The organism is Streptomyces sp. NPDC102278, assembly GCF_044766345.1.
In the GTDB taxonomy this organism is placed as follows: domain Bacteria; phylum Actinomycetota; class Actinomycetes; order Streptomycetales; family Streptomycetaceae; genus Streptomyces.
The window spans coordinates 197,266-223,674 of sequence record NZ_JBIWLV010000010.1 but is presented as its reverse complement, the minus strand read 5'-3'; the positions used below and the strand labels follow the sequence as shown (position 1 = coordinate 223,674).

Below are 26,409 nucleotides of genomic sequence, written 5' to 3'. Positions count from 1 at the left end.
CCCACCGACCGGCCCGGACCGACCGGCCCACCCACCGGCCGGCGATCACCACAGGAGAAGACACACATGCCCGAACCCACCTTCCGCTCGGTGCTCGACCGACTCGTGAACTTCAAGCCGGGCGCGCCGGTGCGCTCCCCCGAGGGCCGTACGTACCCGCTCGCCGCGAACGAGTCGCCGTACGGCCCGCTCCCCGCCGTGGTCAAGGCCATCGAGGAGGCGGCCCTCGGCGTCCACCGCTACCCGGACAACAACTGCGTCGAGCTGACCGCCGAGATATCCGCGCGCTTCGGGGTCGCCGAGGACGAGATCGCCGTCGGCTGCGGCTCGGTCGGCGTCTCCCAGATGCTCCTGGAAGCCGTCGCCGAACCCGGCACCGAAGTCATGTACGCCTGGCGCTCCTTCGAGGCCTACCCGATCCTGACCCGGCTCTCCGGCGCCACCGCCGTCGAGGTCCCCCTGCGCGACGGGGCGCACGACCTCGACGCGATGGCCGCCGCGATCACCGAGCGGACCCGCCTGATCTTCGTCTGCAACCCGAACAACCCCACCGGCTCCGTGGTCCACGCGGCCGAACTGGAAGCCTTCCTCGACCGGGTGCCCGCCCACTGCCTGGTCGTCATCGACGAGGCCTACCACGAGTACGTCCGCGACCGGGAGGTCCCCGACGGCCTCGCCCTCCGCGCCGGCCGGCCCCACGTGGTGGTCCTGCGCACCTTCTCCAAGGCCTACGGCCTGGCCGGCCTGCGCATCGGCTACGTGGTCGGACAGCGCGAGACGATCGAGGCGATCCGCAAGGCCTTCCTCCCCTTCAGCGTCAACGGCGTCGCGCAGGCCGCCGCGATCGCAGCGCTGCGCTCCGAGCCCGAGCTGATGGCCCGGGTGGAGACCACCACCCGGGAACGCGAACGGGTACGCGAGGCGCTGCGCGCCCAGGGCCTGCCCGTCCCCCCGAGCGAGGCCAACTTCGTGTGGCTGCCGCTCGGCGAGCGGACCCTGGACTTCGGGCGACACTGCGCCGAGGCGGGCGTGGCGATCCGCCCCTTCGCGGGCGACGGAGCCCGCGTCTCGATCGGCTCCCCCGAGGAGAACGACGCCTTCCTCGCGGCCGCCGCCGGCTTCGAGCTCCCGCCGGCCGCCCGGCCCTGAGCCGCTCCCGGACCCGAGCCGGCTAGGCCGTCCAGTGGCCCAGGTCGTTCCGGTCGCCGTCCGCCGCCCGGCGCAGCGCGTCCGCGCGGCCGAGGACGTCCGGCGGCAGATAGCCCGACCGTACGGCCGGCTCCCACGCGTGCACCTGCACCGCGAGGACGGCCAGGGCGAGGGCGTCGAGCGGCAGCAGCGTCCTGGGCTCGGCATCGACCCCCGCGCTCGCGCGGTACTCGACCAGCCGGACCACCAGCGCCTGCTCGAAAGCCTCCCGGTCGTCGTCGAGCAGGACCCGCAGCAGGTGCTGATCCGGAGTCAGGGAACCGATCGCGTCCAACGCCCGCGCCGCCGCGCCGCGTTCCTCGGCATCCGGCTTGCACAGCGCCACGGTGGGCCAGTCGCGCGGCAGGTGCCCGGGCGACCGGGTCAGGTAGCCGCGCAACGCGTCCATCGCGGCGAGGTCCCCGGGATCCGACACCGCGTCGTGCCGCGAGTACGGCACGCCGTCGTGGATCGCGCGGGCGAAGTCCCGCAGCAGCAGACCGATCACCCGCTGCCAGTCCCACACGAGCCCGCCGGCCACGCACACCGCGAACGTGTCCAGCCACGTCCTGGCCGTGGGAGCCTCCTCGACGCACTCTTCGAAGGAGATGTCCTCGCTGGTCAGTCGTTCGCCGATGAGCGGGAACGTGATCTCCTGGTCGCCGTTGGGGAAGCAGCCGACGCTCAGCTCCCCCAGGGCGCACTCCGCCGCGGTCCGCAACGCCGACCGCGAGGACTCGTCGAGGACGGGGTCCTCCACGCCACGGGCGGCCACGTGGTCGAGGAGCTCGTCCCGCATCCCGCGCAACGCCGCCGGCGACGGGTCGTCGTAGCGCATCGAGTGCCAGCGCCGCCGGGTCCTTCGTCGGATGTCGTCGAGTGCCCCGGTCATGGCCTCTCGGCTGACCTCGTGGGGCGTCACTACCTGCACGACTACCGTCCTCTCATGATCATTTCGGCCCGACGTGGCACGCTACCAGCGGGTTCGGACAGCCCCGGTCTCCGCTCCCGGCTCACTGACGGGTGAGCGTCGGCCAGGGCAGCGCGTCGAGGAACAGCAGCACCACCCAGGCGAGATGCAGGACGACGGCGGTCACCGGGGCCGCCCGCGCGGGCACCGCGCCGAACCTGAGGACCCCGTACACCAACGGGAGGCCGAACAGGGTGGCGAGAACGGCTCCGGGCCAGATCTGGCGGCCCGGTTCCCTCGCCACCAGCTCGGCCGCCGGGTACACGAGGACGACGACCCCCAGGAGCAGGAGAGCGGCGATGACGTGCAGACGGGCCCGCACCACGGGTTGGCCCAGAGTCCTCCCGATCGTCCGGAGCGCCCCGTACGACGCGGCCGCACCCTCAGGGCGGGCGTCGTCACCGCGGTCACCGGCGGGCGGCCCGTCCAACGAGAAACCGGACACGGGCGGGACAACGACCTCGACCTCGGGACCCGACTCGTCCCCGTCCTCGCCCTCGTCCCCCTCCCCGTCCTCGCATCGGGCGTCGGCCTCGATCAGCGCCTCGTCCTCCAGCCCCTCGGCGACGATGTGCTCCAGCCGCATGTCGAAATCGGAGTCGTCGGCGCCGTCGGAGTTGTCGGTGCCTTCGATGCCTTCGGTGTTTTCAGGGGCCCCGGCGCCCTGGACACCGCTCCGCTCCTGCCGACCGGCGTCGAGCGGGCCCGACGGGATGACGAGGCTCCGCGCCTCACGCTCCAGCCGGTTGATCTCCTCCTGCGCGGTCAGCGCCTCCGTCGTCCAGAACTGCTGCTGTTCCTCCGCGGTCAGCCTGCGGTTGCGCGCACGTTCCTGCTGGACCTGAACCCGGCCCAGACGCTCCTTCGCCTGACCGAGCTGCCGTTCGACCCGTACCCGCTCCCGATCGCCCACCACCCTCAACCGCATCCGTGCGTTCTCCAGCCGACTCTGCGTGTACGCGAGCATCGGCCGCAGTTCCGCCAGGTGCTTCTCCGCGTTCGCCGTCAGCGCCTGGTACTTCACGACCTGCTGCAACGCGTCCTCGAGGCGCTGATGTTGACGCACCAGAGCCCCGGCCGCCGGCCCGCGCCGATCCCGATCCGCCGCGCCCCACAGCTCATGTGCCCGGACCGCCTTCACGTTCCGCGCCGCCCCCGGCGGCGTGTAGGCCTCGACGAGCCTCCCCAGCAACGTTCGCGGAATCAGTTGGGACCCGTTGAGGTAGTTCCCCCACGTCGAACTGCTGCGGCCGAACCGCTCCGCCAACGCCCGCACCGTCGCACCCCGCGTCAACCCGACCAGGAACACGGCCAGATCACCCGCCGGTGTGCCCTGCGGGATCTCCCTCTTCGGTGACATCGCACCCTCCTTGACCACCCTGTCCAGCCATGACCACCCGCAGTCCAGCCCGGCGCCCCCTCCCACCAGGCACAACGTCCCCCGCCCGGTCGGCAGCCGCCCGTTCACGGAGAACCTCTCCCTCGTCACCGCAACTGCCGCGCCACTCGGGGAGAGCGCCATGACCCTGTCCACGCTGTACGCCTTCCTGCGCCACGACGTACTCGGCAACGTCCTGGCCGCCCTCCTCGTCGCCGGGCTCGGGTACCCGGCCCGGAAGATCCTGGCCGAGGTCCGCAACCGGAACCGCGACACCGACCACTCCGACCACTCCGACGACTCCGACCACTCCGACGACACCGAGCACTCCGACGACTCCGACCACCCTGACGACCGCGACCGCCCGGACGGTTCCGGCCACGCCCCCTCCTGAACCCGGCTCGTCCGTGTGTTCGACCGCAGGGGTGCCGCGCACGAGCCGAGGGGCGGCTTCGGCGTACGGACGTACGACCGCTCCCACTCCTGCGACCATGGCACGGCACCCCTCCGTCCCATGGCTGGAGCACACATGCGTCGCGGCTCGACACGACCCGTTCTTCCGGCGGTTTCCCTGGTGTTACTCGCCGTCGCGGGCTGTTCGGAGGGCGCACCGGCCGCCTCCGGAACCGCCGAGAGCCGATCCACATCCGCCTGCCCGACCCCGACCCCGACCCCGACCCTGACCCCGACCCCGCCGCCCGGGAACCCCACACCCGCCCCCACCTCGCCCCCGGCCCCGGCCTCGGCGGGCGCGGGCGGGGAGTGCGCGGACACCAAGGCCATGGACACGGGAAAGCTGGCCCGGTACCTCGCCGGTTTGAAGAGCACCAGCGGCTCCTACGGGAGCAAGGCCCTGACCATCGACGGGGACGGGTTGAACTTCCGCCCGGAACAGACGGAGCGCCCGTGCGGTGCGGTCGAGGTGCGACTCAGCCGGTTCTGGGTGGACATGACCCGCAAGAGCGACGCGGCCGGCCCGCCCCGGACGTCTCCCACGTCTCCCACGGCGCCCACGTACGAGTTCCGCTACACGCTCATGGACCGCCCGTCCCTCTCGGTCGGCCCGCAGGACGGCATCGCCGAGGGCAGCGTCCCGCCCGACTCGACGGGATGCCGCGGCTCACTGTCCGTCGTCCACGTCGGTCACGACATCACCATCGACGAATTCCCGGACGACCTGCAGATGCCGACCTCCTTCACCGCGGCCGGCCGCGGAGCCATGGACGTGAAGGTCGAGGCCGAAGGGTCCCGCGCCGCGACCTTCGTACCCCCGTCCGGCACGTCCTTCTGCTGAGCCCCCCGATGACCGTCCGCCCGTCCGCCCGTCCGCCCGTCCCCGGCCGGGGGCCGCCCGGGCCGGGGTCAGGAGCGGTGGAAGCGATGGCGGCGGCGCCGGTGGCCGGCCGGGACGGCGCGCCTGCGCGGCGATCGGGCGCGTCCCGTCGACCCGCTCGGGAGCCCCTCGGTGAGGGGCCCGCCGTGGTGGTGCTCGATGCGGATGCCGTGGAAGACGAGCACGGTGAGGCTCAGGACGATGAGGGCCTCGGCCCAGTAGAAGGCGAGGTAGTCGAGCAGGCAGCCGTTCGGGGGTGAACCGGGGGCCGCGTTGCGCAGGCCGACGAGGGCGAAGAGACTGGCGGCCATCCAGCCGAGCGCGGGCCAGACCAGGCCGCGGCCCTGACCGACGACGAGCCAGCAGGCGGTGACGATCGCGAGGGCGACGGCCCACATGGCGGCGATCATGAACCAGGCGAGGATGAAGGTGCTGCGTGAGCGCTTGACCTCGCTGACCAGGTGGACGGACCGGCCCTGGTACGCGCCCGCGCCCGGCTTGTAGGTGAAGTACGGGTCACTGTCGTGGAACCACAGCACGATCGGCACCCGCTCCGTCGAGTCGCCCATCGTCGCGGCGAACGCGAACTCGGCGGAGTAGCGGTCGAAGGGGTAGTCCGAGGAGGTGCCGCCTTCGAGCGGGAGGTCGATGTCGCGCATCCACAGCCCACTGCCCCCGGCGAAGGTGAGCGCCTGCTGCCCGGTGGTGTTCGTGTGCAGGGTGAGGGGTTGCGTCGGGTAGCCGTCGGGGCCCTCGTAGCGGCCGACGGGGGTGACGGTGAGCCGCAGGGTGATCTGGTGCAGCGTGGGATCGGTGAGCTGGATGTCGGCGTCGACGTCGATGCGGTCCGGAGCCTGCTCGGGGCCGATGACGAAGGTCTGCTGCCGGGTGTTGCGCTCGTCGAGGTACAGACCGATCCCGACCCCACAGACCAGCGCGAGGACGGCCAGCGCGGCCACCAGGGTCCGCCAGGGGAGTTCGGCACCGCGCCGGCTCACGTCCTGGACGGCGTCCACGCCCCGGCGCAGGTGCCGGGCCGCGACCTCCCGTCCCGCCGGCCCCGCCCACCCGCCACTGTCGGCCATGATCCGATGCTGCGGGCGGCCCCGCCCGGCCGCCAGGTGGAGTGGGCCGGTCAGCGGCGTGTGCCGCCGGTTCAGGCAGGGGTGAAGACGCCCGCGTCCGCCTCGTCGAGGACGAACCCGTTGTCGAAACGGACGCGCACCGTCACGCGCGGCCCCTGTTCCTGGAAGGCGACCCACTCGGGCTCCAGCGAGCCGACCTTCTCTTCGAGCTGCTTCCTGCTCGCCTCGGGCATCTCGCCGCCGAACGAGTCGAGCAGCGACTTGAGGCGCTCGTACTCGCGGACACCGTCGCTCTGCTCCCGGTGCTCGACCACCCGCTCGACGCTCCCCTCGGTGCCCGCCGCCAGGGACAGGAACCCGACGACGAGCCCCGACACCTCGATCGAATCGGTCAGCCTGGTGTCCGCGGCCAGCTTCACCCGCCGGCCCTCCTTGAACGTCATCGACTCCCGCTCTCCTCTCGCATAGCCGTCAGTGGGCCCGTACGGCCCGTACGGGTCATCAGTGGGTCCGTACGGTCGTCAGTGGATCCGTACCGACGTCAGCCGGGTCCGTTCGGTCGTCACCGGGTCCGTACCGCAGTCAGTCGCCGGGCCGGTCGGCGCGCCGGAGCCGGCCGAACGCCTCGGGGGTCGCCCAGCCGCGCAGCGCCGCCCGCACCGCCGCCGCGAAGGCGCTCTCGGCCGTGACGGCGTCGAGGGCTCCGGCGAGTTCGAGCGTGACGAGTCCGTGCAGGGTCACCCACAGCGAGACGGCGATCAGGGTCGCCTCGCCGTCGAGGACGGACTCCGCCACCGCGCGGTCGATCGCCGCGACCAGCGGCCGGACGGGGTCGCGGGTGCCGACCGCCCCCGACGGATCGAAGGACTGCGCACCGCCGAACAACACCGTGTAGAGATGGGGGTGTTGGGCACCCCACCGCCGGTACGCGGCAGCCAGCGCGTACAGGTCGGCGAACACGTCGCCGGAGGTCGGTACCGCCGACAGGTCCCGGAACAGCCCCGCTACCGCCCGGTCGCGCACCTCGCCGACCAGCGCGTCCTTGCCGTCGAACAGCGTATACACCGCGGCCGTCGACGTCCCGGCGGCGGCCGCCAGGGCGCGGACCGTGACCGACTCCCGCGGACGGGTGGCGAACATCTCGGTCGCGCATGCCACAAGCCGCTCTCTGACCGCGGCGTCGTTCGTTCTGGGCCTACCCACGGGACCAGCCTACCCGTGCTGATAACATCGTTTTGAAACATCGTTCTGAAACCATCCACGCATCCGTTTCGTGTCCGTTCCGCTCCGTATCCACTCCGCGCCCGTTCCGAACCTTTCGGGGGACACCCGTGCCACCGCCCGCCCCACGCCCCGCCCCTCGTTCCGGCATAGGCCCCGCCCCACGCCCGGCCCCACGACCCGTCGCCCGACGCACAGGCCGACGATCCGCCTTACGCCGCGCCCTCGTCGCCGTCCGCCGCCTGCTCGTGGCCGCGGTCGCCGTCCTCGCACCGGTCGTCCTCTTCCTGGCGCTGATCGTCCTCACGGACGGGGCGGGCTCGGGGCTCGTCGCGTGGTCGGCTGCCCTCGGCATCGCGGTCGCCGCCGCGCTGTGGCGCGGTCGCCTCCGCGCCGGGTGGGCACGGCTCGTACCGTTCCTGCCCGTGGTCGTCGCGGCGGTGCTGACGGCGTCCGTCTGCATCCCGACCGTGCCCACGGCGCGGCGCGCACCACCGGCCCTGCCGTTCGTGGCCACGCAGCACTGGACCCTGACCACGGGCAGCCGGGTCGCGGTCTACCACTACCCGCCCGCCGGCTCCGGCGCCCGGCACCCCGTTCCGCTCGTGTACCTCCACGGCGGACCCGTGCGCGGCATCTCGACTCTCGACCACCGTTTCCTGCGACTGCTCGCCCGGCAGGGCTACGACGTCCACGCCTACGAGCAGGCCGGCGGCGGACGGAGCGATCTGCTGCCCATGGACCAGTACTCGATCTCCCGGTCGGTCCGCGACCTCGACGCCTTCATCGGCCGGTTGGGCAAGGGCGGCGTCGACGTCCTGGGATTCTCCTCGGGCGCGGTCGTGCTCACCCGCGCCCTCGCCGACCCGACGCTCGCCCCGCGCGTCCACCGGGCCGTCATCGCCGAGCCGGGACCGATGGACGGGCCCACCGCGCGGGTCACCGGACACCGGGGCCTGCCGTCCGCGCGCGCCATCGCCCCGCCCATGACCGGACCACGATCGACGCACGTCCCGCGCTATGCGACCGCGTTCGGACTGATGCGGCTCGGACTCCTCGGCCCCGACAGCGCACTGGTGGGCCAGGCCGAGGGCGTCAACGCGTTCACCGCCGCGGACCTCGGCAGCGACACGGCCTCCGCCTACTGCGCCCGCGACGCGCACCGCATCCCCGAGGAGGACACTGCGCGCACCTTCTCCTTCAGCGCCGCCGCCAGTCTCCGCGTCCAGCAGACGATCAAACAATCGGCCTCCATCGCCCCGCAGTTGAGGCGCTCCCGGACCCCTGCGATGTTGATGATCGCCGAATGCTCCTCCCAGCTCCGGGAGTGGGCGACGGCGATCCTCGCCGACACCCCCGGCATCCGGCGCACCCAGTACATGCCCGGGGTCGGACACCACATGTGGAACGGCCTCGACGACAACGACCAACGGGCCGCCGCAGTCATCGACGCCTTCCTCCAGGACGAACCGGCACCCCTGCCCGACCACCCCACCCGCGAGGACATCCCCGCCTTCCTGGAGAAGTTCGCGGGAGACCGTGAATGACCGACGGGCTGGGGAGCCGAACGCGCTGCCGCTGGTGGGGATCCCCGATGGGGACCCCGCCCGCGGTGTTCCCCAGCGGTCACGGCGAGGTCAGGCGCCTGATCGACAGCCAGTTCCCGCAGTGGGCCGGGCTGCCCCTGACCACGATCGCCTTCACCCTGTTGCCGCCGGGGTGTCGAACCGTGTTGCGTACGGCGCTCGACGTCGACGACGCCGCCTGCCGCGGGGTCGCGGATGGGCACTCGCCATGCGACATCCGGCCACGGGCTGCCGCGCGGACTCCCCTGTGCAACGCTGGAACGAGAGCCCCGGGCCGTTTTCGCCCTGTGCGGCCCACTCGACCACGGATGTCGCCATGCCCATGCGCCCAGCCTTCCGCGCCGTGCCGGCGGTGTTCGCCGGCGCCGCCCTCGCCGTACTGATGGCGGCCCCGGCCGCGCCGGCCTCCACGTCGAACGCGGCGGCACCACCCGGCCGCGCCGTCACCGCCGTCCGGACAGCCGCCCTGTCCATCCCCGCGATCGGCGTGTCCGGGCTCACGGTGGTCCCGTACCAGGGAACACCCGACGACGCCCCCGGCACCCGGATCCAGGACCAGGGCGCGGCGGCGAGCCCGCACGGGCCCGGCGGCGGGGTCGGGCCCGGTGACGTGGGCAACTACATCGTCACGGGCCACCGCGTCGTCGCGGGCGGCCCCCTGCGGGCGTTGCCGTCCCTGCCGAACGGGTCGGCGGTGTACGTCACCGCCGGCGGTGTGAAGTACGAGTACACCGTCACCGCGACGCGTACGACGTCGTTCCGGTCGCCGGCGTCCATGGACGCTCAACGGGCCGCTGTCCCGGGCTCCCCGGGCGCCGTACCCAGCCGCGCGATGATCACCGTGACCACCTGTCTCACCCCCGAGGACGAGGCGGCGGGCAACCACTGGCGGGACGCGCAGAACAACCCCGAACACCGCATCGACAAGATCGGCGTCCTCACGGCCACCACGCCCTGAGCCTGCGCCCCGCGCCGCCCGGGTGTCCCTCGGCCGGGCCCCGCCTCCTACCCGACTGGAACGGAACAACAAGGGCGTACTCACTTCCGGGGCGTCGAGCAGGTGGTGATGGTCGCGCCGGTATGGAAGACGCGGGAGTCGGCCGCCATGAACCCTTTCGGAAGGCGTGGTGACGTCACTGACGCTAGGCCGGCCGCCCCACGCCGGCATCGGTCACCCCGACGTGATGTCACCGGTCACCGGCCCGGTCACCGGCCTGCGGTCACCGGCCTGCGGACACGGGGCGACGGGCTGCCGCTCGGGACGCCTGCGGGCGAGGTGGACGGTGAGGTCGGCATCGACCTCCACCGCCTCCGGGAGAACCCGCGCGATCCGACCGAACAGCCGCTCGCGCACCGGGGCGGGCAGCACGAGACAGGCCGAGACCGTCGACAGATGGCCGACGTAGTCCCGCGAAGACAATCGCAAGCGCCGTGTGATCAGGGCCTGTCGGACATCGGTGAACCACTCCGACCGTTGGAGTTCCGTACCCGGCCACTGCATGTCGTTCCCCGGCGGCGTCCCGTCCGGTGAGGGGACCTCGTCGCTCTCCAGGAACGGCGCCCGTGCCGCACGCACGGCTTCCTCCACGGCCGGGTCGGCCAGTCGGAACGGGCCACCGAACGAGGCGAACACACCGCCCGGCTCCAGCAGCCCGGCCACGCGCGACCACCGACCCTCCGCGCGCGTCCCATGCAGCGCCGCCGCCGCGTAGACCAGCCCGTACCTCTCGCCCGACGGCACGTCCTCGAACGCCGCCCGCACCGTCCTGACGTGCGCCGGCACGTGCTCGCGCAGCTCGGCGAGCATCGCCCCGTCAGGCTCGGTGGCGGTGACCGCGACCCCCCGTCGGGCGAAGAGGCGGGTCGCCTTGCCCGTCCCCGCACCGATTTCGAGCGCGGTCCGGACCGGATGGCTGGCGTACGCCGCGACCATGTCGAAGAGCCGGTCGGGATACCCCGGCCGGAACCGTTCGTACGCTTGCGCCATGGCCCCGAAACTCAGTGCGCGATCGGACATGCCGAGCATCCTGACACTCGCGTACCCGATTCCGGCAGCCCGTCCGCCCGAGAGCCCGTCCGTCCCGACCGATCGTCAGGAGTGAGGCCCGTGCCGCTGAACCGTCACCGTGCCACCGCGTGGAGCCTGGGGCTCCTGGCCATGGCGGTGCTCGCCCTCACGGGCCTGCTCTTCCACCAGGGCAGGACGCCGGCACTCTACCCCGAACGCAGCTGGGGCCCTTGGAGGAGCGAAACCATGGGCGTCTGGTCGACGCACGTGCGGACCAACTCCTGGGCGCACGCCGCACAGGCCCGCATCCACTACGGCAAGGCCGAGGACATCCACCTCGACGCGTACGGCGAGACGGTCCGCGACACCGGCAGGATGTCCCCCACTGACTTCACCCTCACACCCGACGGGGGACTCACCGCGCGGCAGCCGTGACGCCCGGCCGCCGGGTGCCCACCGACGGGCCCCCGAGCGGCCCGCCGCTCAGAACGTCCACCGGGTGTGGCTGTAGAGCCCGTCGTCCCGCCCGAAGCCGTACGCGGTGTCCGGGGCCACCGCGAACACCACCGCGCCACCCGCCCGGAAGGCGTCGCCGATCCCGTGGAAGGTGCCCTCGGGCGAGGTGATGTGTGCGCCGTACTTCGCCTCGTACGCCGCGATCACCTCCTCCAGCACCGCCGGATCGGCCACCGGCTTCGCCGTGCCCTCGACCACGAGGTCGAGCCCCTCGGTGAGGGAGTTCCCCCCGGTGGTCAGCGCGCAGTGGCCGTTCGCGGCGAGGTTCCTCGCCTTCTGCTCGCCCGGGCCGGTCGAGAAGTACAGCACCCCCTCGTGCCAGGCGGCGATCACGGGAGTGACGTGAAGCCGGCCGTCGGGGCGTACCGTGGACACCCAGAAGATCTCGGCGGTCTCCAACTGCCGCTGTGCGTCGGCCCATTCGGTGGCGGTGACGTCCGCGGCGCCGGGGCGGGGATGGAGCGCGGAGCTGTAGCGGCCGTCGAGCTCGGTCGTGGGACGGTCGGCGGGTCCCTGTGCGGGCATGGCGGTTCTCCTTCGTTTCCCCGCACAACGACCGGCCGCCCCGACGGACATGCCCGCACCGGGGCGGCGACCACCCCGCACCCCACACCGTCCCCCACGCCCATCCCGCCCGCACCCCACACCCCCCACGCCCGCCCCTCCGCCCCCGTGCTCCGGACCCCCGGCGCTGTCAGTGGTCTCACCTAGCGTCTCGGACATGACGCGAACCGCACACACCTTCGCCTACGCCCGCCCCTCCTCGTTGACCTCGGTCGCGGCGGGCCGGGTCCTCGACCTGGAGACGGCGGGCGGCCTGACGCCGGCCGGGGCCGATGCCCGTCCGCAGTTCTTCTCCGGGTTCCTGAGCGCACCCCAGGCAGCCGCGCGGGCCCTGCTGGCCGTCGCGGACGTGGCGTCGGCCCGCTACCACCAGCGCACCCTGCGCGCCTCCCTCGACCCGGTGGTCACGGGCAACGGCGACCGGCTGCGGTTCGAGTCCTTCTCCGGTTGCTGCGGCGTGTACGCCCGGCTGGACGTGCTGCCCGACGGGCTGCGCGGCGCCGACACCGGCCACGGCACCACCAACGTGGACGTCAACAACCCGCTGCGCGAGGCGCTGTCCCGACTCGCCGGCGACGATCCGCTGCACCTGCGGGTCGGACCCGACGAGATGGCGGTGACCACCCTCGACGGCCCGGTCGTCGAGAAGAAGGTCCCCCTGCCGGACCGCTGGCTGCGCGGCTTCGCCGAGGCCCAGGCCGTCACCACCGGCTTCGACCTCCGTGCCGAACTGACCGCCGCCGAGACGACGCGCTTCCTGCGCTCCCTGCCGCGCACCACGGCGGGCGGGGGAGCCGCGAGCGCCGCCCTGTGGGTGGTCCCCGCCGGGCGTACCCTGCGCCCCACCACCCGCCCGGTGCCCGGCGCGGTGTGTCTGCCCGGCCCCGAACGCCTCACCGCCTTCCAGCGGGTGCTGCGACACGCCACCGCCCTGCGCGTGTACGGTCCCGCGGCGGACGGCGCGCACCCCACCGCGTCCGCGTGGGAAGTGGGTCTGCCCGGCATGCGGCTCACGCTCACCCTCTCCCCGCGGGCCGACCGCGGGTTCTCGGGCGAGGGCGGCGTCCTGGAGGCCCTCGCCACCGACGCCGCGGCCGAGGACGCCGAGCTGATCTCCGTCCTGCTCGCGTGGGAGCCGCGCATCGATCCGGCCGACCTCGCCGAGCAGTCGGGCCTCCCGGTGGCCCGGGTCCGGGCCGCCCTCACCCGCCTCGGTACGGCCGGCCGGGTCGGCTACGACATCGCCGAAGCGGCCTACTTCCACCGTGAACTCCCCTACGACGCCCGGCGCGCCGAGCGCCACAACCCCCGCCTGATCGCGGCCCGCGCCCTGCTGGAGGCGGGAGCCGTCACCCTGGAACGTGCCGGTACCGCCGTCGTGGCCTCCGGCGAACGCCGCTACCAGGTACGCGAGTCGGGCGGCGCCCTCAGCTGCACCTGCCAGTGGTGGGCCGACCACCGGGGCCGCCGCGGCCCCTGCAAGCATGCCCTCGCCACCCGCATGGCCCTGCGTGCCGCAGCCTCCACCACCACCTCGAACCCCACCTCCACGAACTCCACCGCCCCCGCCCCTTCCGGAGCCGCACGATGAACGCCACCGACGACGTCCTCGAAGCCGTTCGGGCGGGCCGTACCGCCGACGTACCCGGACTCCTCAAGCCGCTGGACCCCGGACAGCGCCGGGCCCTGCTCGCCGCCTTGAAGGAACTGCGCACCGAACTGCGCGCCTCGGGCTGGGACCGTTGGCAGGAACGGGACCTGATGAGCCAGGCCCTGGTCGTCGCCGGAGCCGGCTGCCACAGCGGCGCGGCGGCCGCCGCCGGCTGGATCGGCGCCCGCGACATGCGCCGTTGGCAGCAGCGCCCCATCGCCGCCCTGCTCGACGTACTGGCCGGCCGGGAACCCGGGTGGCTCGGCGACCTCGCCCACCGGCTCGCCGCCCGGGCCGGCACCGCCGAAGAGGACTACCCGCTGATCAGCGAACTCGTCCGACTCGCCGACTGCCCGATGCCCACCACCGACGGCTGCGTCGAGGGCTGGGCGACGGCCGCGGGCGCGTCCGGAACCCGGCTCACGCGAGCCCTGCGCGACGACCCCCACCTCACCGCGCTCGTGCCGCGCCTCTTCGAGACCGTCGAACCGGTCGCCGCCCTCGCCTGGCGCTGCGAACCGGACCAACCCGAGCACTGGCCGGCCGCACTGGCCGGCCTCGCCGACGAAGGACGCCTGGAGCGCGCCGTACTGCTGGACGGCTGCGTCGCCCGGTTGCTGCGCGGCGGCAAACCCGCCCAACTGAAGCCCTACCAGGCCATCCTGCGGGCCCTCCACCCCACCGAGGACGAAGAGGCGGAGCGCACCGCCGACTGGATCGCGCTGACCGCCGACGCCCCGTCCGCCGTCGCCGGGCACGCCCAGCAGACCCTGGCCCGGCTCGCGACCGCGGGCCGTCTCGCGCCCCGCACCCTCGCCGAGATGTCGACCGCCGCCCTCTTCCGCCCCGAGAAGAAGCTGGTGCGCGCCCAACTCGTACTGATCGGCAAGGAACTCGGCCGCGACCCGGCCGCCGCCCCGGAACTGCTGCCCGCGCTCGGCGAGGCCTTCGGCCACCCGGACACCGACATCCAGGAGCGGGCCCTGAAGCTCGCCGCGGCGCACCTCACCGACGATCCCGACCTGCGCACCGAACTCGCCGACCGGGCACGCCTGCTGAGCCCCACCCACCGCGCCCGGGCGGTGGACCACTTCGGGCCGGCCGCCGCGCCCGCCGAGGACACCGGCCCGTACCGGGAGATCCTGCCGCCGCCCCCCGTCCCGTCCCCGCTCGCCCCGACCCCGGGGACCGTCCAGGAGACCGTGGAGCTCGTCGCGGCGGTCGTCAACTCCCGCACCGCGACCGTCGAGGAGTTCGAGCGCGCCCTGGACGGGCTGGTACGGCACGCCCACCGGGACCGGGCGGCCCTCGCCGAGGCACTGCGCCCCGCGTTGGCGGGCCGCTGGTGGCTCGATCCCGAACAGGCCCGCCACTACACCAGTGAGCTGCCCGGCCTGGAACACGTCGCCGCCGCCGTCATGGACATGCACCCGACCGGCACGCCACCGGAGCCACTCGTGTCGTGGCGCTCCGACTGCCACCACACCGGCCTCCACGCCGTCGTCTGGGCCCGCCTGGCCGAGGCCGCGCGGCGCGTCACGACCCGCCCGCTGCCCTTCCTCCTCGCGACACCCACCGTCGACACGGGCTCCCTTGACCCCCACGTGCTGGTGGAGCGGCTCACCGAGTACCGCCGGCTCGGCGAAGAGCCCGCCCCGACGGACTTCGCCCAGGCCCTGCTGAGGGTCCGCCGCGACCCCGCGGCCATCCCCGACGCCACCGCCCTCGACACCCCCGAAGGACACCGGCTGGCGGACTGGCTCGGCGCCGCCGGACAGCCCGCGCCCGTCACCCGCCGCACCGCGTCCGCCGTGCGGTACGGGTACGGGGCGACCCCCGCCCACCTCGTACTGGACACCGGCGCTCGCCCCACCGTGCTCGCCGGGTTCCCGGACGCGTTCCACGAACTGGCCGGCGCACGCACGGCGCACGAGCGCTGCTGGGACGGTGGCGACGACGCCCGGCTGATCGCGGTCCTGCCCGAGGACCGGGAGACCCTGGCCGCCTGGTGGCTCCCGACCATCACCGCCTGCGCCCTCCACGAATCCCGCGACGGTACCGCCGAACTGCCCTCGATCACCGCCACCGGTGGACCCGCCGGCCGGGCCCTGCACCTCGCCGTGGCCACCGCGCTCGGCGCCCGCCACCCCGAGGACCGGCTGCGGGCCGTCGACGCGCTCCTCACCCTCGCCGGCCGGGCCGAGCTGGACGCCGTGCGCCTCGGCGAGGACCTGGCCGAACTCCTGAGCCTGGGCACCGTCAAGCCCAACCGGCTCGCCGACTCGCTGCGCACCGCCGCCGCGACCGGCGCCCACACCACCACCTGGGCCGTACTGGCCGCCGCTCTGCCCGCGCTGCTCACCGGCGGCGGGGACCCGCGCGGCGCCGGAGAACTCCTCGCGACGGCCGCCGACTGCGTGGAGCAATCCGGGGCGACCTCGCCGGACCCCGCCGGCCTCGCCGACGCGGCGGCCCGCGGCGGCCGATCCCGCCTGGTCACCCAGTCCGCCCGACTGCGCGACGCGCTCCACCGCAACCGGGCGACGTCGATCGCGGCCGACTGACGGCGGGCCGGGCCACTGGTTCGACGGCCGGCCCACCGGGCGCGGGCCGTGACGCACGATGCGTACGCCACGGCCGGCACGATCGCCGGCCCCCTGCGGCTTCCCGCAGGGTCGCCGCCGCGGGAAGCCGCACCGGTTCGGGCGCCAACCTCCTTACCGGCGCCGGGAGTTGCTTCCCAGCATGGGGAGAGGAGTCCGGGGCGACCGCCCCGGGCCGTCGCCCGCCTCCCCGGAGATCCCTCATGCACCTCACGACCCCGGCGCTGCCCCGGGAACCCGCCGACGGCCTCGCGGGCCGGGCCGCCGACCTCGTCGACACGCTCGGCGGCCCGGGAGCCGGCCTGGCCATCGCCCTGGAGAACCTCTTCCCGCCGCTGCCCAGCGAGGTGATCATCTCCCTGACCGGCTTCGCCGCCGTCGGGATGCTCTTCGGGCGCGAGCGGCGGGTGCTCCGCTACCTGGGGGCGTAGGCGCCGGTCACACGACGCGTCCCCCTGCCCCGTCCATAACCCGCCCGCCTTGCGGATGGGGCATACGCTCTTGCCCATGACGCAAGACCACGGAGAACTGGACAGCCTGGTCCGCGGGCGCATCCGCGGGCTGCGCGTGGCGCAAGGGTGGTCACTGGAGGAACTCGCGGCGCGCGCCAACCTCAGCCAGTCGACCCTCAGCCGCATCGAGAACGGGCAACGACGCCTCGCCCTGGACCAGCTGGTCACCCTCGCCCGCGCCCTGGACACCACGTTGGACCAACTCGTCGAGAACGCCACGGACGACGTGATCTCCAGCCCCATGATCGACGGAGCCCACGGGCTGATGCGCTGGCCCGTCAAGGCCGACCCCGGCATGAGCGTGGTACGTCAACGCCTCACCGAACCACCCCCGGACAGCCCCGCACGCCTGCGCGCCCACCCGGGTCGCGAATGGCTCGTCGTCCTGTCCGGTACCGCCATCCTGCTGCTGGGCAACCGCCGCCACCGGATCGAGACCAACCAGGCCGCGGAGTTCCCCACCATGGTTCCGCACGCCATCGGCACCGCCGGCGGACCGTGCGAGATCCTGGGCATCTTCGACCGCGACGCCCGCCGCGGCCACCAGCGCGCCGGCGAGCGCACCCCACGGAGCCCGGAGCCCGAGGGCCGGGACCCCGAAGGCCTGGACCGCCCGTCGCAATGAACGACGTCGTTGCGGTTTCGGCCGGCCATCGGGGGGACGTCTTGCGTATCCGGCAAGAGATCATGCCGAAACGGCATGACCGACCTACGTTGGCTCCATGACGCATCACTCGCACCCGCACGGCCAAGCCCCCCATGACCACGCCCCCACCCGCGACCACGACCACGCTTCCACCCACGACCACGACCACGCCCCCACCCGCGACCACGACCACGCTTCCACCCACGACCACGACCGTGACCACGACCAGGCGGAGATCCTCGACCTGGACGCGGACGTCCTCGCCGAACACCTCGCGTCCATCGCCGCGTGGCTGCCGGTCACGACCGCTCCCCGGCACATCGTGGACCTGGGATGCGGGACCGGTGCGGGCACGCTCGCCCTGCTGGAACGCTTCCCCGACGCACAGGTGACCGCCGTCGACTCCTCGGCCGCCCATCTGCGGCGCCTGGTGGAAAAGGCCCGCGCCGGCGGGGTGGACGGTCGGGTGCACACCGTCGAGGCCGACCTCGACACGAGCCGGCCCGACCTGGACCGCCCCGACCTGGGCCGCCCCGACCTGGGCCGCCCCGACCTGGGCCGCCCCGACCTGGGCCGCCCCGACCTGGTGTGGGCATCCGCGTCCCTGCACCACCTGGCCGACCCCCGACGCACCCTGCGCCAGGTCCACGACGCTCTCGCGCCCGGCGGCCTCCTCGCCGTCGTCGAACTGGCGGGCTTCCCCCGGTTCCTGCCCGCGGACGCCCCGGAGGACCGCCCCGGACTGGAGGAGCGCTGCCACGCCGCGAGTGAGCGCCGCCACGACAACCACCTTCCGCACCGCGGCGCCGACTGGGGACCCATGCTCACCGCCGCCGGCTTCGACGTCGAGGCCGAGCGGACCCTCACGGTGAACATCGAGGCTTCCCCCTCCAACGCGGTCGGTCGCTACGCCCTGAGCAGCCTGCGACGCGTGCGCGCCGCCGTCACCGACACCCTGTCGCCCGAGGACCTGGCCGCGCTCGACCGGCTCCTGGACACCACGGGTGCGCACGGCATCCTGCACCGGCCCGACCTGGCCGTCCGCACCCGGCGCACCGTATGGGCCGCGCGCCGGACCTGAACGGCATCACCGCCGCGGCACGCACCGCCGACCGGTCCGCCGCGACCGGCCTGCCGCGACCGTCCGCCGCGACCGGTCTGCCCCGAGGCGTCGGCAGGGCCCGCGCCGCCGCTCCGACTACAGGGAGCGGGCGGGCTCCCTTGCCCGCGGCCTCCATGTGCGGGGTGACCAGGCGCGCCATGCGCACGACGCCGAGCGGCAGCATGCCCCGGTCGGTGACCCGCGGGAGTGCGTCGTTCCTGGCGTGGCCGGCTCCGTTGACCACGGCGTCGATCCGGCCCTACCGCTCCAGGGTGACGTCCACCAGGCGGGCCAGGTCGTCGGGTTCGGTCAGGGAGCCGACGGTGGCGATCCCGCCGAGTTCGCGGGCGAGGTCCGAACTCGCCTCCTCGGACGGCGAACGCACCTGCGCCAGCCTCCCCCTGGACGTCACCAAGGCCACCGCCACCTTCCACTGGCGCGTGCTGCGCGAATCCGGGGTGACGCGCGAGCACAAGGTCGGCCGCTACAAGGCCGTCGAGCCGCACCGCGCGGACCTCGACACCCGCTTCCCCGGACTGCTCGACGCCGTCCTCGCCGACACGCCGCCCACGCTCGACACCGGCGCCTGACACCCCCGCCCGGCGACCTGGGAATCCCCGGCGCCCGCCGTGCGGACCGCGCCCTCACCACGTGACGGGGAGGGGCGCCGCCCGCCACGGCCAGGGCCCCACTCCCGGACTCCGAGGCGAGTTCGCCGGTGGAGACCCCGGGTGCGGCGCGACGGCGTTCGCGGCCCCCCCCACGGCACTTGATCGGCCGTCAAGCAACGCCCATCGAGGCCTCCGGCGCGGGGCCCGGGTCCCGTCCGGCGCGCCGCCGGACCACTCGGACCACTCGGATCGCCCGCGGTTCGAGCGGAGGGTCCTTGGTGACGCCGGACCGTTGTGGGATCGTGCCGGGCTGAAGCCACTTCGTCCCTTTCGGGGCGGAAAGGGGTCGGTGTCCTCGTTCCGGTCGGGGCGCCGGCCGCTGCCGCGTCCGCCGCGGGACCGTGCCGACGCGGGACCGTGCTCGGCCGCGGAACCGCGTCCCACCCGGGCCCACCCGGGGGGCCCACCCGGGCCCGGCCGGTCCGGTGCCCGGGACGGCGCCGACCGCGGGCCGCGACCGACCACCGTGAGACACGACCTTGAAGGAGGCCGGATGCCTGGCTCTGCCGACGGCCCCGCCCACCCCGGCGCACGCGAACGCCGTCGGCGCGGCGCGACGTACCGACGACCGACGAACGCCCTGCGCCGTGACCTGGCCCAGCTGTTCTGCGCGGTCGTCGGCCTGCTGCTGGGCCTGGTCGCGCCCCTCGTCACCCTGGGACCCCAGGTGGCCGCGGGGCGGGTGGTCAGCGTGCTGTTCACCATCGGCTTCGGTGTCATCAGCCTGGTGAGCATCATCTACTCGATGCTGTTCCTGGTCGTGCAGTTCTCCTCGACCACGTTCACGCCGCGCCTCGGCCTGTTCCGCGACGAGCCGATCGTCTGGCGGGCGTTCGCCTTCACCGTCGGCGTGTTCGTCTTCTGCGTCACCTCGGGCCTGGCCATCGGCGCCCACGAGAACGTCTCCGCCTTCGTTCCCTGCATCGCCATGATCCTCACGCTGATCGCACTCGGCCTGATGAGGTCGCTCCAGATGAGGGCGTTCAACTCCATCCAGCTCGGCCACTCGCTGACCGCGATCGCCACCCGCGCGCACCACGTGTACGACAACCTGTACGCACGCCCCTACGCCCCGGGCGCGCCCCCCACCCACGGGGACGGAACCTCCGCCGGGCAGCCGTCGCACATCGGTGCGGGCCGTACGGTGGTCCGCTGGGAGGGGCCGCCGGCCGTCCTCCAACGCATCGACGTGCCGACCCTCGTGGGCCTGGCACGGGAACACGACGCCGTCATCGCCTTCCGTGTCGCCCCGGGCGTGACCCTGTCGGCCGGCACGACGCTCGCCGAGGTGACGGCGGACGGCCCGACCGGAGCGGCGCTGCACGCGGCCCTGACGACAGGGGTCGAGCGGAGCTTCGACCAGGACCCCGAACTGCCGTTCCGGCTCCTCGCCGACATCGCGCTGCGCGCCCTGTCCCCGGCCGTGAACGACCCCGCCACGGCGGTGGAGGCCCTGGACCGGCTCGAAGACCTGCTGACCCGCCTCGCCGGCCGGGACCTGGACATCGGCGGGTTCGACGACCCCGCCGGACGGCTGCGGGTGAGCGTCCCCGTGCCCGACTGGGACCGGTACGTCCGCACCGCCATCGACGACGTGCTCTTCGCCGCCGCCGGATCCCCGATGGCCCTGCGCAGAATGCGCGACCTGCTGAGCGCCCTCGCGGAACGGGCCCCCGAGCGCCGGCGCGCCGTCCTGTACGACCGGCTCCAGTGGGTCGAGCGCACCGGCAACGAGACGTACCCGCTCGTCTGGACCCCCGCCGAAGCCGCCTGACCCCGCCGCCCCGCCGGCCGCCGTCGCGCCGGCCGGCCCGTCCTGGGCCGGACGGTTTCGAGCCGAACGACCCGGGGCCGGCCCGTCCCGGGCCGGCCCGCCGTACGCCGAGGTCACCGCCGTGGTGCCTGCGTCAGCACTTCAGACGGGTGGACGCGGCGGTCGTGGCCTCGTCCAGCTGCTGGATCTGGGGCTGCAACTGGGTCATCGCGTTCTGACCCGTGGTGTCGCCCGGCAGGGAATCGTAGGACTTCTTCAGGTTCTCGGCGGCACTCTGGACGGCCGAGCGCTCGGCCTCCTTGAGCTGCTTCGTGTTCTCCTTGACGTTGTTCCAGTCGTCCTGGACGGCCTGGACGGCATCCTTGATCTGGTCCTTCGTCGCGGAGGACGGGTTGAGCGCTTTGAGCTTGGCGTTGTCGGCCTTGAGTCCGGTGAGATCGCTGCACAACTCACTCGCGGCCTTGGTGGCCTCCTCCGCCGGGGAGCTGCTGTCGTCGGAGCAGGCGGTGAGACCGAAGACCGCGGTGGCGCAGAGCACACCGATCACGGGAAGACGCTTCATGGGAACTCCTCAAGCGAGATGGCGCCGGTACGGATCCACACGGAACCCATCACCACATACACACGCCCGAACACCTTCCGCACCCGGACACTCGCCCATTCGGCCCCCGCAAGGACTCCATGTGGTCCGGCCCGCCGGACGCAACCCCCGAGGAGTCCCGCCCCGGGCCGCGGACCCGGCGCCGGTCACTCACGCGCCCCTGCGGTGCCCGGGGTACGGGGCCTTGACCGCGACGCCCCGATCGGCCCCGCTCTGCGGCATGATGACCGCCGTGAACACCCCCGGCGCCGACCGGCCGGGTCGCACGGTCGTACGGGTCGCACGGTCGTACGGGTCGCGTGGTCGTACGGGTCGCACCGCGGGGGAGCACAGCACGGGCGTCGGACGTTGGACCGTCGAAGGGAACGATCTCGTTGGACACAGCGCACCACCCGAACGATGAGGAGGACTCGATGAGCACGGCCGACGAGGGACGGCAGTGGCCGGACGAGGCCAGTGTCGACAACGCGAGGACGACGCTGCTGCAGCTCCTCGCACGGGCGGGGGTCCCTTCCGGCGACGCACGGGAACTGATCGGACTCCTGGAGGCGGGCGCGCTGTCACTCGCGCACGAGGAGCTGAGCGGCTCCGGACGCAGTGCGCCGGGGGACAAGGGCGAGGCGTACGAGTCGGGCTGGCTCGACGGCGCCCGGGACCTCCTGGAGGAACTCGGCGACGTGGCCGAGCGGACCCTGCTCCAGGTCGTGGGGCCGGACGGACTGCCGGCCCCGGCCGAGGAACGTCCACGCCCCGGGCGCATGGAGGTGGAGCGGGCGCGGGTGGCGCTCACCCCTCTCTACCTGTCGTTCACCGCGGTCTCCGAGCTGGATCCGGAGGTGACCGACGACGTGCTCGTCGCCGTGCTCGGCACGATGACCCCCCGCCAGAGGGCCGCGTACGCCGGACGGCTGACGGCATTCGTCACGGCCCACCGGACCCGGCTGCAGCGCCTGTTCGCGACGTTCGGACCGGGCAGCGCCATCACCGTGCACGGCCGCTACTCGCTCGTCCACTCCGTCACCAGCATCGCCGTGCTGGAGCGGCTCGTCGCCTCACCCCAGGGGCTGCGGGAGGAGTGGGACGCCGCGGAGCTGCCGCCCGCGTGGCTGGACGGGCTGACGACCGCCTGGAACGCCCCGACCTGAGCGACGCCCCGCGTCCCCGGCGCGATCACCGACGCCCGGCCCGGGCGCTCGCTCGGGCGAACCACCAGGGCCGGGCCGGGGCGGGCATCCGCCCGGTGGTCATGATCAGGCGCGGCAGCGCAGCATCTCCAGCGGGGGATTGGCGTGGAAGTCCGCCCAGAAGTCCGTACCGAACTCACGCACGCCGGCGTCCGACACCGTCACCGGGACCCAGGTCGGCTCGCTGAACCCTGCTGCCCGCAGGCACTTCTCGTACACCTCGCGGCGCGGGAGGTTGGCGACGAAGGAGACCGGCGGGTCGAGCAGCGCCGTGGTCCGCACCCGCCGTCCCGTCTCGACCTCCTCGCCGGTGAGTTCGGTGTGGAAGCCGTACCTGTCCGGCGGCGGTCCGTCGAAGCGGAAGTCGGGCGACTGGTTGAGCAGGAAGAACTCGCCGCCGGGCTTCAGACTCCGGTGCACGTTGCGGCACATCCGTTCCGTGGTGGCGATGTCCGGTGCGTAGTTGAGGAGTTGAACCCCCAGGGCGATGTCGAAGTCCGCGTCGAAGGTCCGCAGCTCGGCCACGTCACCGACCTCGTAGCGCACACCGAGCGGATCGTTCTTCTCCAACTGCTGCGACACGGCGACCATTTCACCGGAGATGTCGATGCCGAGCACCTCCGCGGCGCCGCGCCGCCTGAACTCCCTGCTGTAGAAACCGGTGCCGGAAGCCAGGTCGAGGACCGACTTGCCGCGCACGTCCCCCACCATGGCCAGGAAGCCGGGCACCACCGCGTACTGCTCCAGCGGCAGGGCCTTGAAGCCCTCGTACGCCTCACCGATCTCGTCGTACTGTTGCGTGCTCACAGTGCTGTCATCCCCCACACTTCGTCATGCGTTCGTTCGCGGGCCCACCCCCGTACCGGGCATCCCCGCGGCCTCTGGCGGGCAGTCTCGCGTACGCCGACGGAGCGTCCGTACTGGCGGAAACCACAAGATGCGGGCCCCGTCCCGGTCTGACGAACGGACAGACGCCGAGCCGGCGCCTCCCGCCCCCCCCGGCCCCGGCGCCTTCGACACCGCCCCCGGCCGGCGGGGCTGTACGCGCCCACCAAGACGCACCCCAACGCCGTCACCATCCCGCCCCACCGGCCGGCTGTTCGACGACGACGGAGTCGTGCCGCGGTGAGGTGTGAGGGGGGCCGGCATGAATGTGCGGCGATCAGTGAGCTTCTTCAGCGATGCCGCTCAAGTGTGAGGATGGCCTTGGCGATTGACGTCATGCGGTTGGGGCTGCATCGCGACCTGCGGAAGATTCGCCAGGACTTCAGCCTCGCGGCGCCGCGTTCGACGGGTGCTCGCGCTGCGGCCAGTGCCTGATTGAGGTTTTTTTTGGTGGGGGTCAGTTCCTGCAGGGGTCTGCGTTTGATGCCGGTCGTCAGCCATGGGCCAGCACCTTGGTAAGCGAGATCGGCCACGATGGCAACGCCCTGGCGCTCGCAAATCCGGATGATTCGGTGGGTGCGAGCGGCGGTCAGGTCGTGGGCGCGGCCCGGCAGGGCGGGCGAGAGCCACAGCAGCCGGCCGCCCGGGTCGGTGACGACCTGCACGTTCACGCCGTGCCGCCGGTGCTTGGCGGAGTAGTCGGCCCGGCCATCGCCGACCCGGTCGCACTCGACGAGGGTGCCATCCAGCAGGACGAAGTCCGGTTCGTGTTCGCGCAGCGTCTTCAGCAGGCCCGGCGCCTGGTCGGCGAGCAGATCGACGACCGCGTTGGTGTAGGCGTGGGCGGTGGACTCGCTGATCCCGAAACCAGCTGCGATCTTCGCCAGAGTGGTGTGCTCGCGCAGGTACACCAGTGCCACCATCGCGCGCTGAGACGGACGGAGCTTGCAGCGGCGGTTGCCCTCACGGGTGACGATCAGCATGGTGACCCACTCCACGAGGGCATGCGGCAGGTCAAGTGCGGCAGGATGGACGACCAACGAGGCCTCCGAACATCGTGATTGAGACGTCAAACATCTCGATCAACAGCTCGAGGGCCTCGCTCGTTGCGCTTCACGATCCATCACCCTGGCTGAGCGCTTCATCTGGCGATACCCACCGCATGAAGCGCTCACGCGGAACCGAAACCCCTGAGGTCAGGCCTGCTCTTGGGCGTACTGAGCTGCGTACCAGCTGGAATCGACGGCGGGGTTGCTCAGGGTTCCCCAGAATCGGTCGTCAGGTATCGGTGGCAGTGGCGGGGTTCCCAGGTCCGCATGCAGATCCGCACGCCAGTCGAGAGTGAAGTGACTTCTGATGTCTGCGCTCTCGCACACGGACCTGTAGGGGGACCCCCAGATCCCGAGGGCTATCTTCTCCGCGGCCCACCGGCGAGTGTTGTCTCGGCCGGTGTCGGCCTGCGCGAGCACGGCGCGGAGTCGCAAGGCGAGCGGGGCGGTTTGGTCCGGCCGTGGTGGGGCCCCACCGTGCTCCCACGCGTCCAGGGCTGCCTTGACCTCCGGGTAGTTGTTCAGGCCCGTTTCGACCGCCAGTCTGCGCAGCTGCTTCCGCGCGGCCTCAACCACCTGCTCATACGGCAGGATCGCGATCAGTGCACCGAGTTCCTCATGTCCGTCCAGGTGGCTCACGTGGAGGAGGTCGGTGGGACTGTGGGACAGGTCCAGCTCTGGCAGCTGCTCATCCGGTGCGGGAAGGGGCTCGTCGGCACTGCACTCCGGCCTGACAGGCAGAGGCCCCTCCCAGAACAGCCGACCGTTGAACGTGACGACCCCAGCGTCCTGGCCGCGCTCAAGCTTGCCGGCCAGTTCGGCCAGATACTCACCCAGCGAGGCGGCCTGTCCGAAACTGGTGCCGGTCTCGTCGAAGAACCGTCCGATCGCACCGAAGGAGTCCCGCCCAGTACGGCAATCCACCAGGACACCGTCCGACGTCACGTCATAAGAACCGAATTTTACGTAGTCGCGAAGCCAGTAGCCCTCGGCCTCCCCGTCGAGGCCTTGGTCGATGCCGCGCATGAATCCGGTAGCCCCGAGGATCCCGCTCACTCCGAGCAGCCGGTCGCCCGTACTGAACTGGAAAGCGTCAGGTCCCTCCAGCGCCCCGTTGTGTCGGAGGAGTGAAGCGACCAGGTCCGGAGGAAAGGTGACACCTAGTTCCTCTTGCGCTGCCGCGATCTCCTCGTCTCCTGCGGGCGGCCGAAGCGTGGCGAAAGTGCGGGGCGCGTGCTCGCGCAGCCACGCGTCGATGCGAGTCCATGAGTCCTGGACCAGGTCTGCTGTCATAGGGCTGACCCTAGAGTCAGACACTGACAGCTTGGTCGTCGCTCACCGGCCTTGCCCGCCGTGTTGGCGTTCAGGCCGGCAAATTCGAGTGAACCCTTGTCTCGGCTCACCAAGCTGCAAGCACCGGACGCTGCAGCCGCTCACCACAGCGCTCACTCGCCGCGTGAAGCGCTCAGTCACAATCACCCGATCGGTGGCTACTCGAAGAAGCTCAGTGCGTGCGCAGGTGCCACCGGCGGGAATGGCAAAGGAAAGGCGAGCGTGTGAGAACGGGGATCACGGGCAGTAGGCGCTTCGGAGGTTGATAATCATGGTTCCCCTGCTTCTTGTTCTTCTGCTCGCTCTGATCCTTTTCGGTGCCGGTTTCGCGGTGAAGATCCTTTGGTGGGTCGCGATCGCCGTTCTGGTGCTGTGGCTGATCGGATTCGTTGCCCGCCCGAAGGGGGGCAGTGGCCGCTGGTACCGCTGGTAGGCGGCCCGTATCCCACAGATGTGCGGCGGTGGGGCCCCCCCCCCCCCCGGGGGGGCCCCCCCCCCCCCGGGGGGGTGGACCCCCCCCCAACATTGGTTGCTCAAAGAGGGTGGAGTA

Annotated in this window: 26 protein-coding genes and 1 pseudogene; 15 read left to right on the top strand and 12 right to left on the bottom strand. The window is 72.7% G+C overall.

Going from position 1 to position 26,409, the window contains the following annotated elements; all coding sequences use genetic code 11:
* Nucleotides 1–66: 66 nt before the first annotated feature.
* On the top strand, nt 67–1,149 hold the full coding sequence (gene hisC, locus ACIRO3_RS24285; RefSeq protein WP_404140132.1) for a histidinol-phosphate transaminase: 1,083 nt from the start codon (nt 67–69) through the stop codon (nt 1,147–1,149).
* Nucleotides 1,150–1,171: 22 nt separating this feature from the next.
* Here hisC and ACIRO3_RS24280 read toward each other — a convergent pair whose 3' ends face one another.
* The gene (locus ACIRO3_RS24280) at nt 1,172–2,119 is read right to left on the bottom strand and encodes an immunity 49 family protein (protein WP_404140129.1); all 948 of its coding nucleotides are present in this window, start codon (nt 2,117–2,119) and stop codon (nt 1,172–1,174) included.
* A gap of 82 nt (nt 2,120–2,201) precedes the next feature.
* Complete coding sequence (locus ACIRO3_RS24275; protein ID WP_404140126.1) at nt 2,202–3,518, bottom strand: helix-turn-helix domain-containing protein; 1,317 nt, start codon at nt 3,516–3,518, stop codon at nt 2,202–2,204.
* Nucleotides 3,519–3,528: 10 nt separating this feature from the next.
* Between ACIRO3_RS24275 and ACIRO3_RS24270 the strand changes: the two genes are divergently transcribed.
* Nucleotides 3,529–3,930: a hypothetical protein gene (locus ACIRO3_RS24270; protein WP_404140124.1), complete on the top strand. Its 402-nt coding sequence runs from the start codon at nt 3,529–3,531 to the stop codon at nt 3,928–3,930.
* Nucleotides 3,931–4,317: 387 nt separating this feature from the next.
* Entirely contained in the window at nt 4,318–4,830 is a 513-nt protein-coding gene (locus ACIRO3_RS24265; RefSeq protein ID WP_404140121.1) for a hypothetical protein, read from the top strand.
* Nucleotides 4,831–4,898: 68 nt separating this feature from the next.
* On the opposite strand, the gene ACIRO3_RS24260 is transcribed toward ACIRO3_RS24265, so the two are convergent.
* From ACIRO3_RS24260 to ACIRO3_RS24250, 3 genes are all read right to left on the bottom strand, one after another.
* The gene (locus ACIRO3_RS24260; RefSeq protein WP_404140118.1) at nt 4,899–5,954 is read right to left on the bottom strand and encodes a DUF4436 family protein; all 1,056 of its coding nucleotides are present in this window, start codon (nt 5,952–5,954) and stop codon (nt 4,899–4,901) included.
* A 71-nt stretch (nt 5,955–6,025) separates the two neighbouring features.
* Complete coding sequence (locus ACIRO3_RS24255) at nt 6,026–6,397, bottom strand: hypothetical protein (protein WP_404140115.1); 372 nt, start codon at nt 6,395–6,397, stop codon at nt 6,026–6,028.
* Nucleotides 6,398–6,536: 139 nt separating this feature from the next.
* The gene (locus ACIRO3_RS24250; protein WP_404140112.1) at nt 6,537–7,157 is read right to left on the bottom strand and encodes a TetR/AcrR family transcriptional regulator; all 621 of its coding nucleotides are present in this window, start codon (nt 7,155–7,157) and stop codon (nt 6,537–6,539) included.
* A 266-nt stretch (nt 7,158–7,423) separates the two neighbouring features.
* Between ACIRO3_RS24250 and ACIRO3_RS24245 the strand changes: the two genes are divergently transcribed.
* Together ACIRO3_RS24245 and ACIRO3_RS24240 are read left to right on the top strand one after the other, a co-directional pair.
* Entirely contained in the window at nt 7,424–8,722 is a 1,299-nt protein-coding gene (locus tag ACIRO3_RS24245) for an alpha/beta hydrolase (protein WP_404140109.1), read from the top strand.
* Between the two features lie 355 nt (nt 8,723–9,077).
* On the top strand, nt 9,078–9,719 hold the full coding sequence (locus tag ACIRO3_RS24240) for a sortase domain-bontaining protein (protein ID WP_404140106.1): 642 nt from the start codon (nt 9,078–9,080) through the stop codon (nt 9,717–9,719).
* Nucleotides 9,720–9,932: 213 nt separating this feature from the next.
* Here ACIRO3_RS24240 and ACIRO3_RS24235 read toward each other — a convergent pair whose 3' ends face one another.
* The gene (locus ACIRO3_RS24235) at nt 9,933–10,778 is read right to left on the bottom strand and encodes a class I SAM-dependent methyltransferase (RefSeq protein WP_404140103.1); all 846 of its coding nucleotides are present in this window, start codon (nt 10,776–10,778) and stop codon (nt 9,933–9,935) included.
* 90 nt (nt 10,779–10,868) lie between these two features.
* On the opposite strand from ACIRO3_RS24235, the gene ACIRO3_RS24230 reads away from it, so the two are divergent.
* Nucleotides 10,869–11,204, top strand: coding sequence for a hypothetical protein (locus tag ACIRO3_RS24230; protein WP_404140101.1), 336 nt, complete (start codon nt 10,869–10,871; stop codon nt 11,202–11,204).
* Between the two features lie 48 nt (nt 11,205–11,252).
* On the opposite strand, the gene ACIRO3_RS24225 is transcribed toward ACIRO3_RS24230, so the two are convergent.
* On the bottom strand, nt 11,253–11,810 hold the full coding sequence (locus tag ACIRO3_RS24225) for a pyridoxamine 5'-phosphate oxidase family protein (RefSeq protein ID WP_404140098.1): 558 nt from the start codon (nt 11,808–11,810) through the stop codon (nt 11,253–11,255).
* A 196-nt stretch (nt 11,811–12,006) separates the two neighbouring features.
* Between ACIRO3_RS24225 and ACIRO3_RS24220 the strand changes: the two genes are divergently transcribed.
* The 5 genes and pseudogenes from ACIRO3_RS24220 (at nt 12,007) to ACIRO3_RS24200 (ending at nt 18,342) form a co-directional block, all read left to right on the top strand.
* The gene (locus tag ACIRO3_RS24220; RefSeq protein ID WP_404140094.1) at nt 12,007–13,440 is read left to right on the top strand and encodes an SWIM zinc finger family protein; all 1,434 of its coding nucleotides are present in this window, start codon (nt 12,007–12,009) and stop codon (nt 13,438–13,440) included.
* The gene (locus ACIRO3_RS24215; protein ID WP_404140091.1) at nt 13,437–16,064 is read left to right on the top strand and encodes a DUF6493 family protein; all 2,628 of its coding nucleotides are present in this window, start codon (nt 13,437–13,439) and stop codon (nt 16,062–16,064) included. Before ACIRO3_RS24220 ends, ACIRO3_RS24215 begins: the two co-directional genes overlap by 4 nt.
* A gap of 242 nt (nt 16,065–16,306) precedes the next feature.
* Nucleotides 16,307–16,507, top strand: a pseudogene (locus tag ACIRO3_RS24210) (DedA family protein); the annotation flags it as partial.
* Nucleotides 16,508–16,610: 103 nt separating this feature from the next.
* A complete protein-coding gene (locus tag ACIRO3_RS24205) occupies nt 16,611–17,240 on the top strand; it encodes a helix-turn-helix domain-containing protein (protein ID WP_404140088.1) in 630 nt (209 codons plus the stop codon).
* A gap of 97 nt (nt 17,241–17,337) precedes the next feature.
* A complete protein-coding gene (locus ACIRO3_RS24200) occupies nt 17,338–18,342 on the top strand; it encodes a methyltransferase (protein ID WP_404140086.1) in 1,005 nt (334 codons plus the stop codon).
* 280 nt (nt 18,343–18,622) lie between these two features.
* Here ACIRO3_RS24200 and ACIRO3_RS24195 read toward each other — a convergent pair whose 3' ends face one another.
* Nucleotides 18,623–18,748 (bottom strand): hypothetical protein, encoded by a 126-nt coding sequence (locus ACIRO3_RS24195; protein WP_404140084.1) that lies wholly within the window; start codon nt 18,746–18,748, stop codon nt 18,623–18,625.
* Nucleotides 18,749–18,803: 55 nt separating this feature from the next.
* Here ACIRO3_RS24195 and ACIRO3_RS24190 point away from each other — a divergent pair, with 55 nt between their 5' ends.
* Both ACIRO3_RS24190 and ACIRO3_RS24185 read left to right on the top strand, forming a co-directional pair.
* On the top strand, nt 18,804–18,953 hold the full coding sequence (locus tag ACIRO3_RS24190) for a hypothetical protein (protein ID WP_404140081.1): 150 nt from the start codon (nt 18,804–18,806) through the stop codon (nt 18,951–18,953).
* Between the two features lie 574 nt (nt 18,954–19,527).
* A complete protein-coding gene (locus ACIRO3_RS24185) occupies nt 19,528–20,808 on the top strand; it encodes a DUF2254 family protein (protein ID WP_404140078.1) in 1,281 nt (426 codons plus the stop codon).
* Nucleotides 20,809–20,941: 133 nt separating this feature from the next.
* Here the strand turns inward: ACIRO3_RS24185 and ACIRO3_RS24180 are convergent, their stop codons facing one another.
* Nucleotides 20,942–21,370, bottom strand: coding sequence for a hypothetical protein (locus tag ACIRO3_RS24180; RefSeq protein ID WP_361772419.1), 429 nt, complete (start codon nt 21,368–21,370; stop codon nt 20,942–20,944).
* Nucleotides 21,371–21,822: 452 nt separating this feature from the next.
* On the opposite strand from ACIRO3_RS24180, the gene ACIRO3_RS24175 reads away from it, so the two are divergent.
* Nucleotides 21,823–22,554 (top strand): hypothetical protein, encoded by a 732-nt coding sequence (locus ACIRO3_RS24175; protein ID WP_361772417.1) that lies wholly within the window; start codon nt 21,823–21,825, stop codon nt 22,552–22,554.
* Between the two features lie 105 nt (nt 22,555–22,659).
* Here ACIRO3_RS24175 and ACIRO3_RS24170 read toward each other — a convergent pair whose 3' ends face one another.
* The 3 genes from ACIRO3_RS24170 to ACIRO3_RS24160 form a co-directional block, all read right to left on the bottom strand.
* Nucleotides 22,660–23,400, bottom strand: a complete 741-nt coding sequence (locus ACIRO3_RS24170) for a class I SAM-dependent methyltransferase (protein ID WP_365999017.1) — start codon at nt 23,398–23,400, stop codon at nt 22,660–22,662.
* A 368-nt stretch (nt 23,401–23,768) separates the two neighbouring features.
* Entirely contained in the window at nt 23,769–24,518 is a 750-nt protein-coding gene (locus ACIRO3_RS24165; protein ID WP_404140074.1) for a transposase family protein, read from the bottom strand.
* Between the two features lie 156 nt (nt 24,519–24,674).
* A complete protein-coding gene (locus ACIRO3_RS24160) occupies nt 24,675–25,820 on the bottom strand; it encodes an SMI1/KNR4 family protein (protein ID WP_404140071.1) in 1,146 nt (381 codons plus the stop codon).
* A gap of 310 nt (nt 25,821–26,130) precedes the next feature.
* Between ACIRO3_RS24160 and ACIRO3_RS24155 the strand changes: the two genes are divergently transcribed.
* Nucleotides 26,131–26,292, top strand: coding sequence for a hypothetical protein (locus tag ACIRO3_RS24155; protein ID WP_037792689.1), 162 nt, complete (start codon nt 26,131–26,133; stop codon nt 26,290–26,292).
* Nucleotides 26,293–26,409 lie beyond the last annotated feature (117 nt).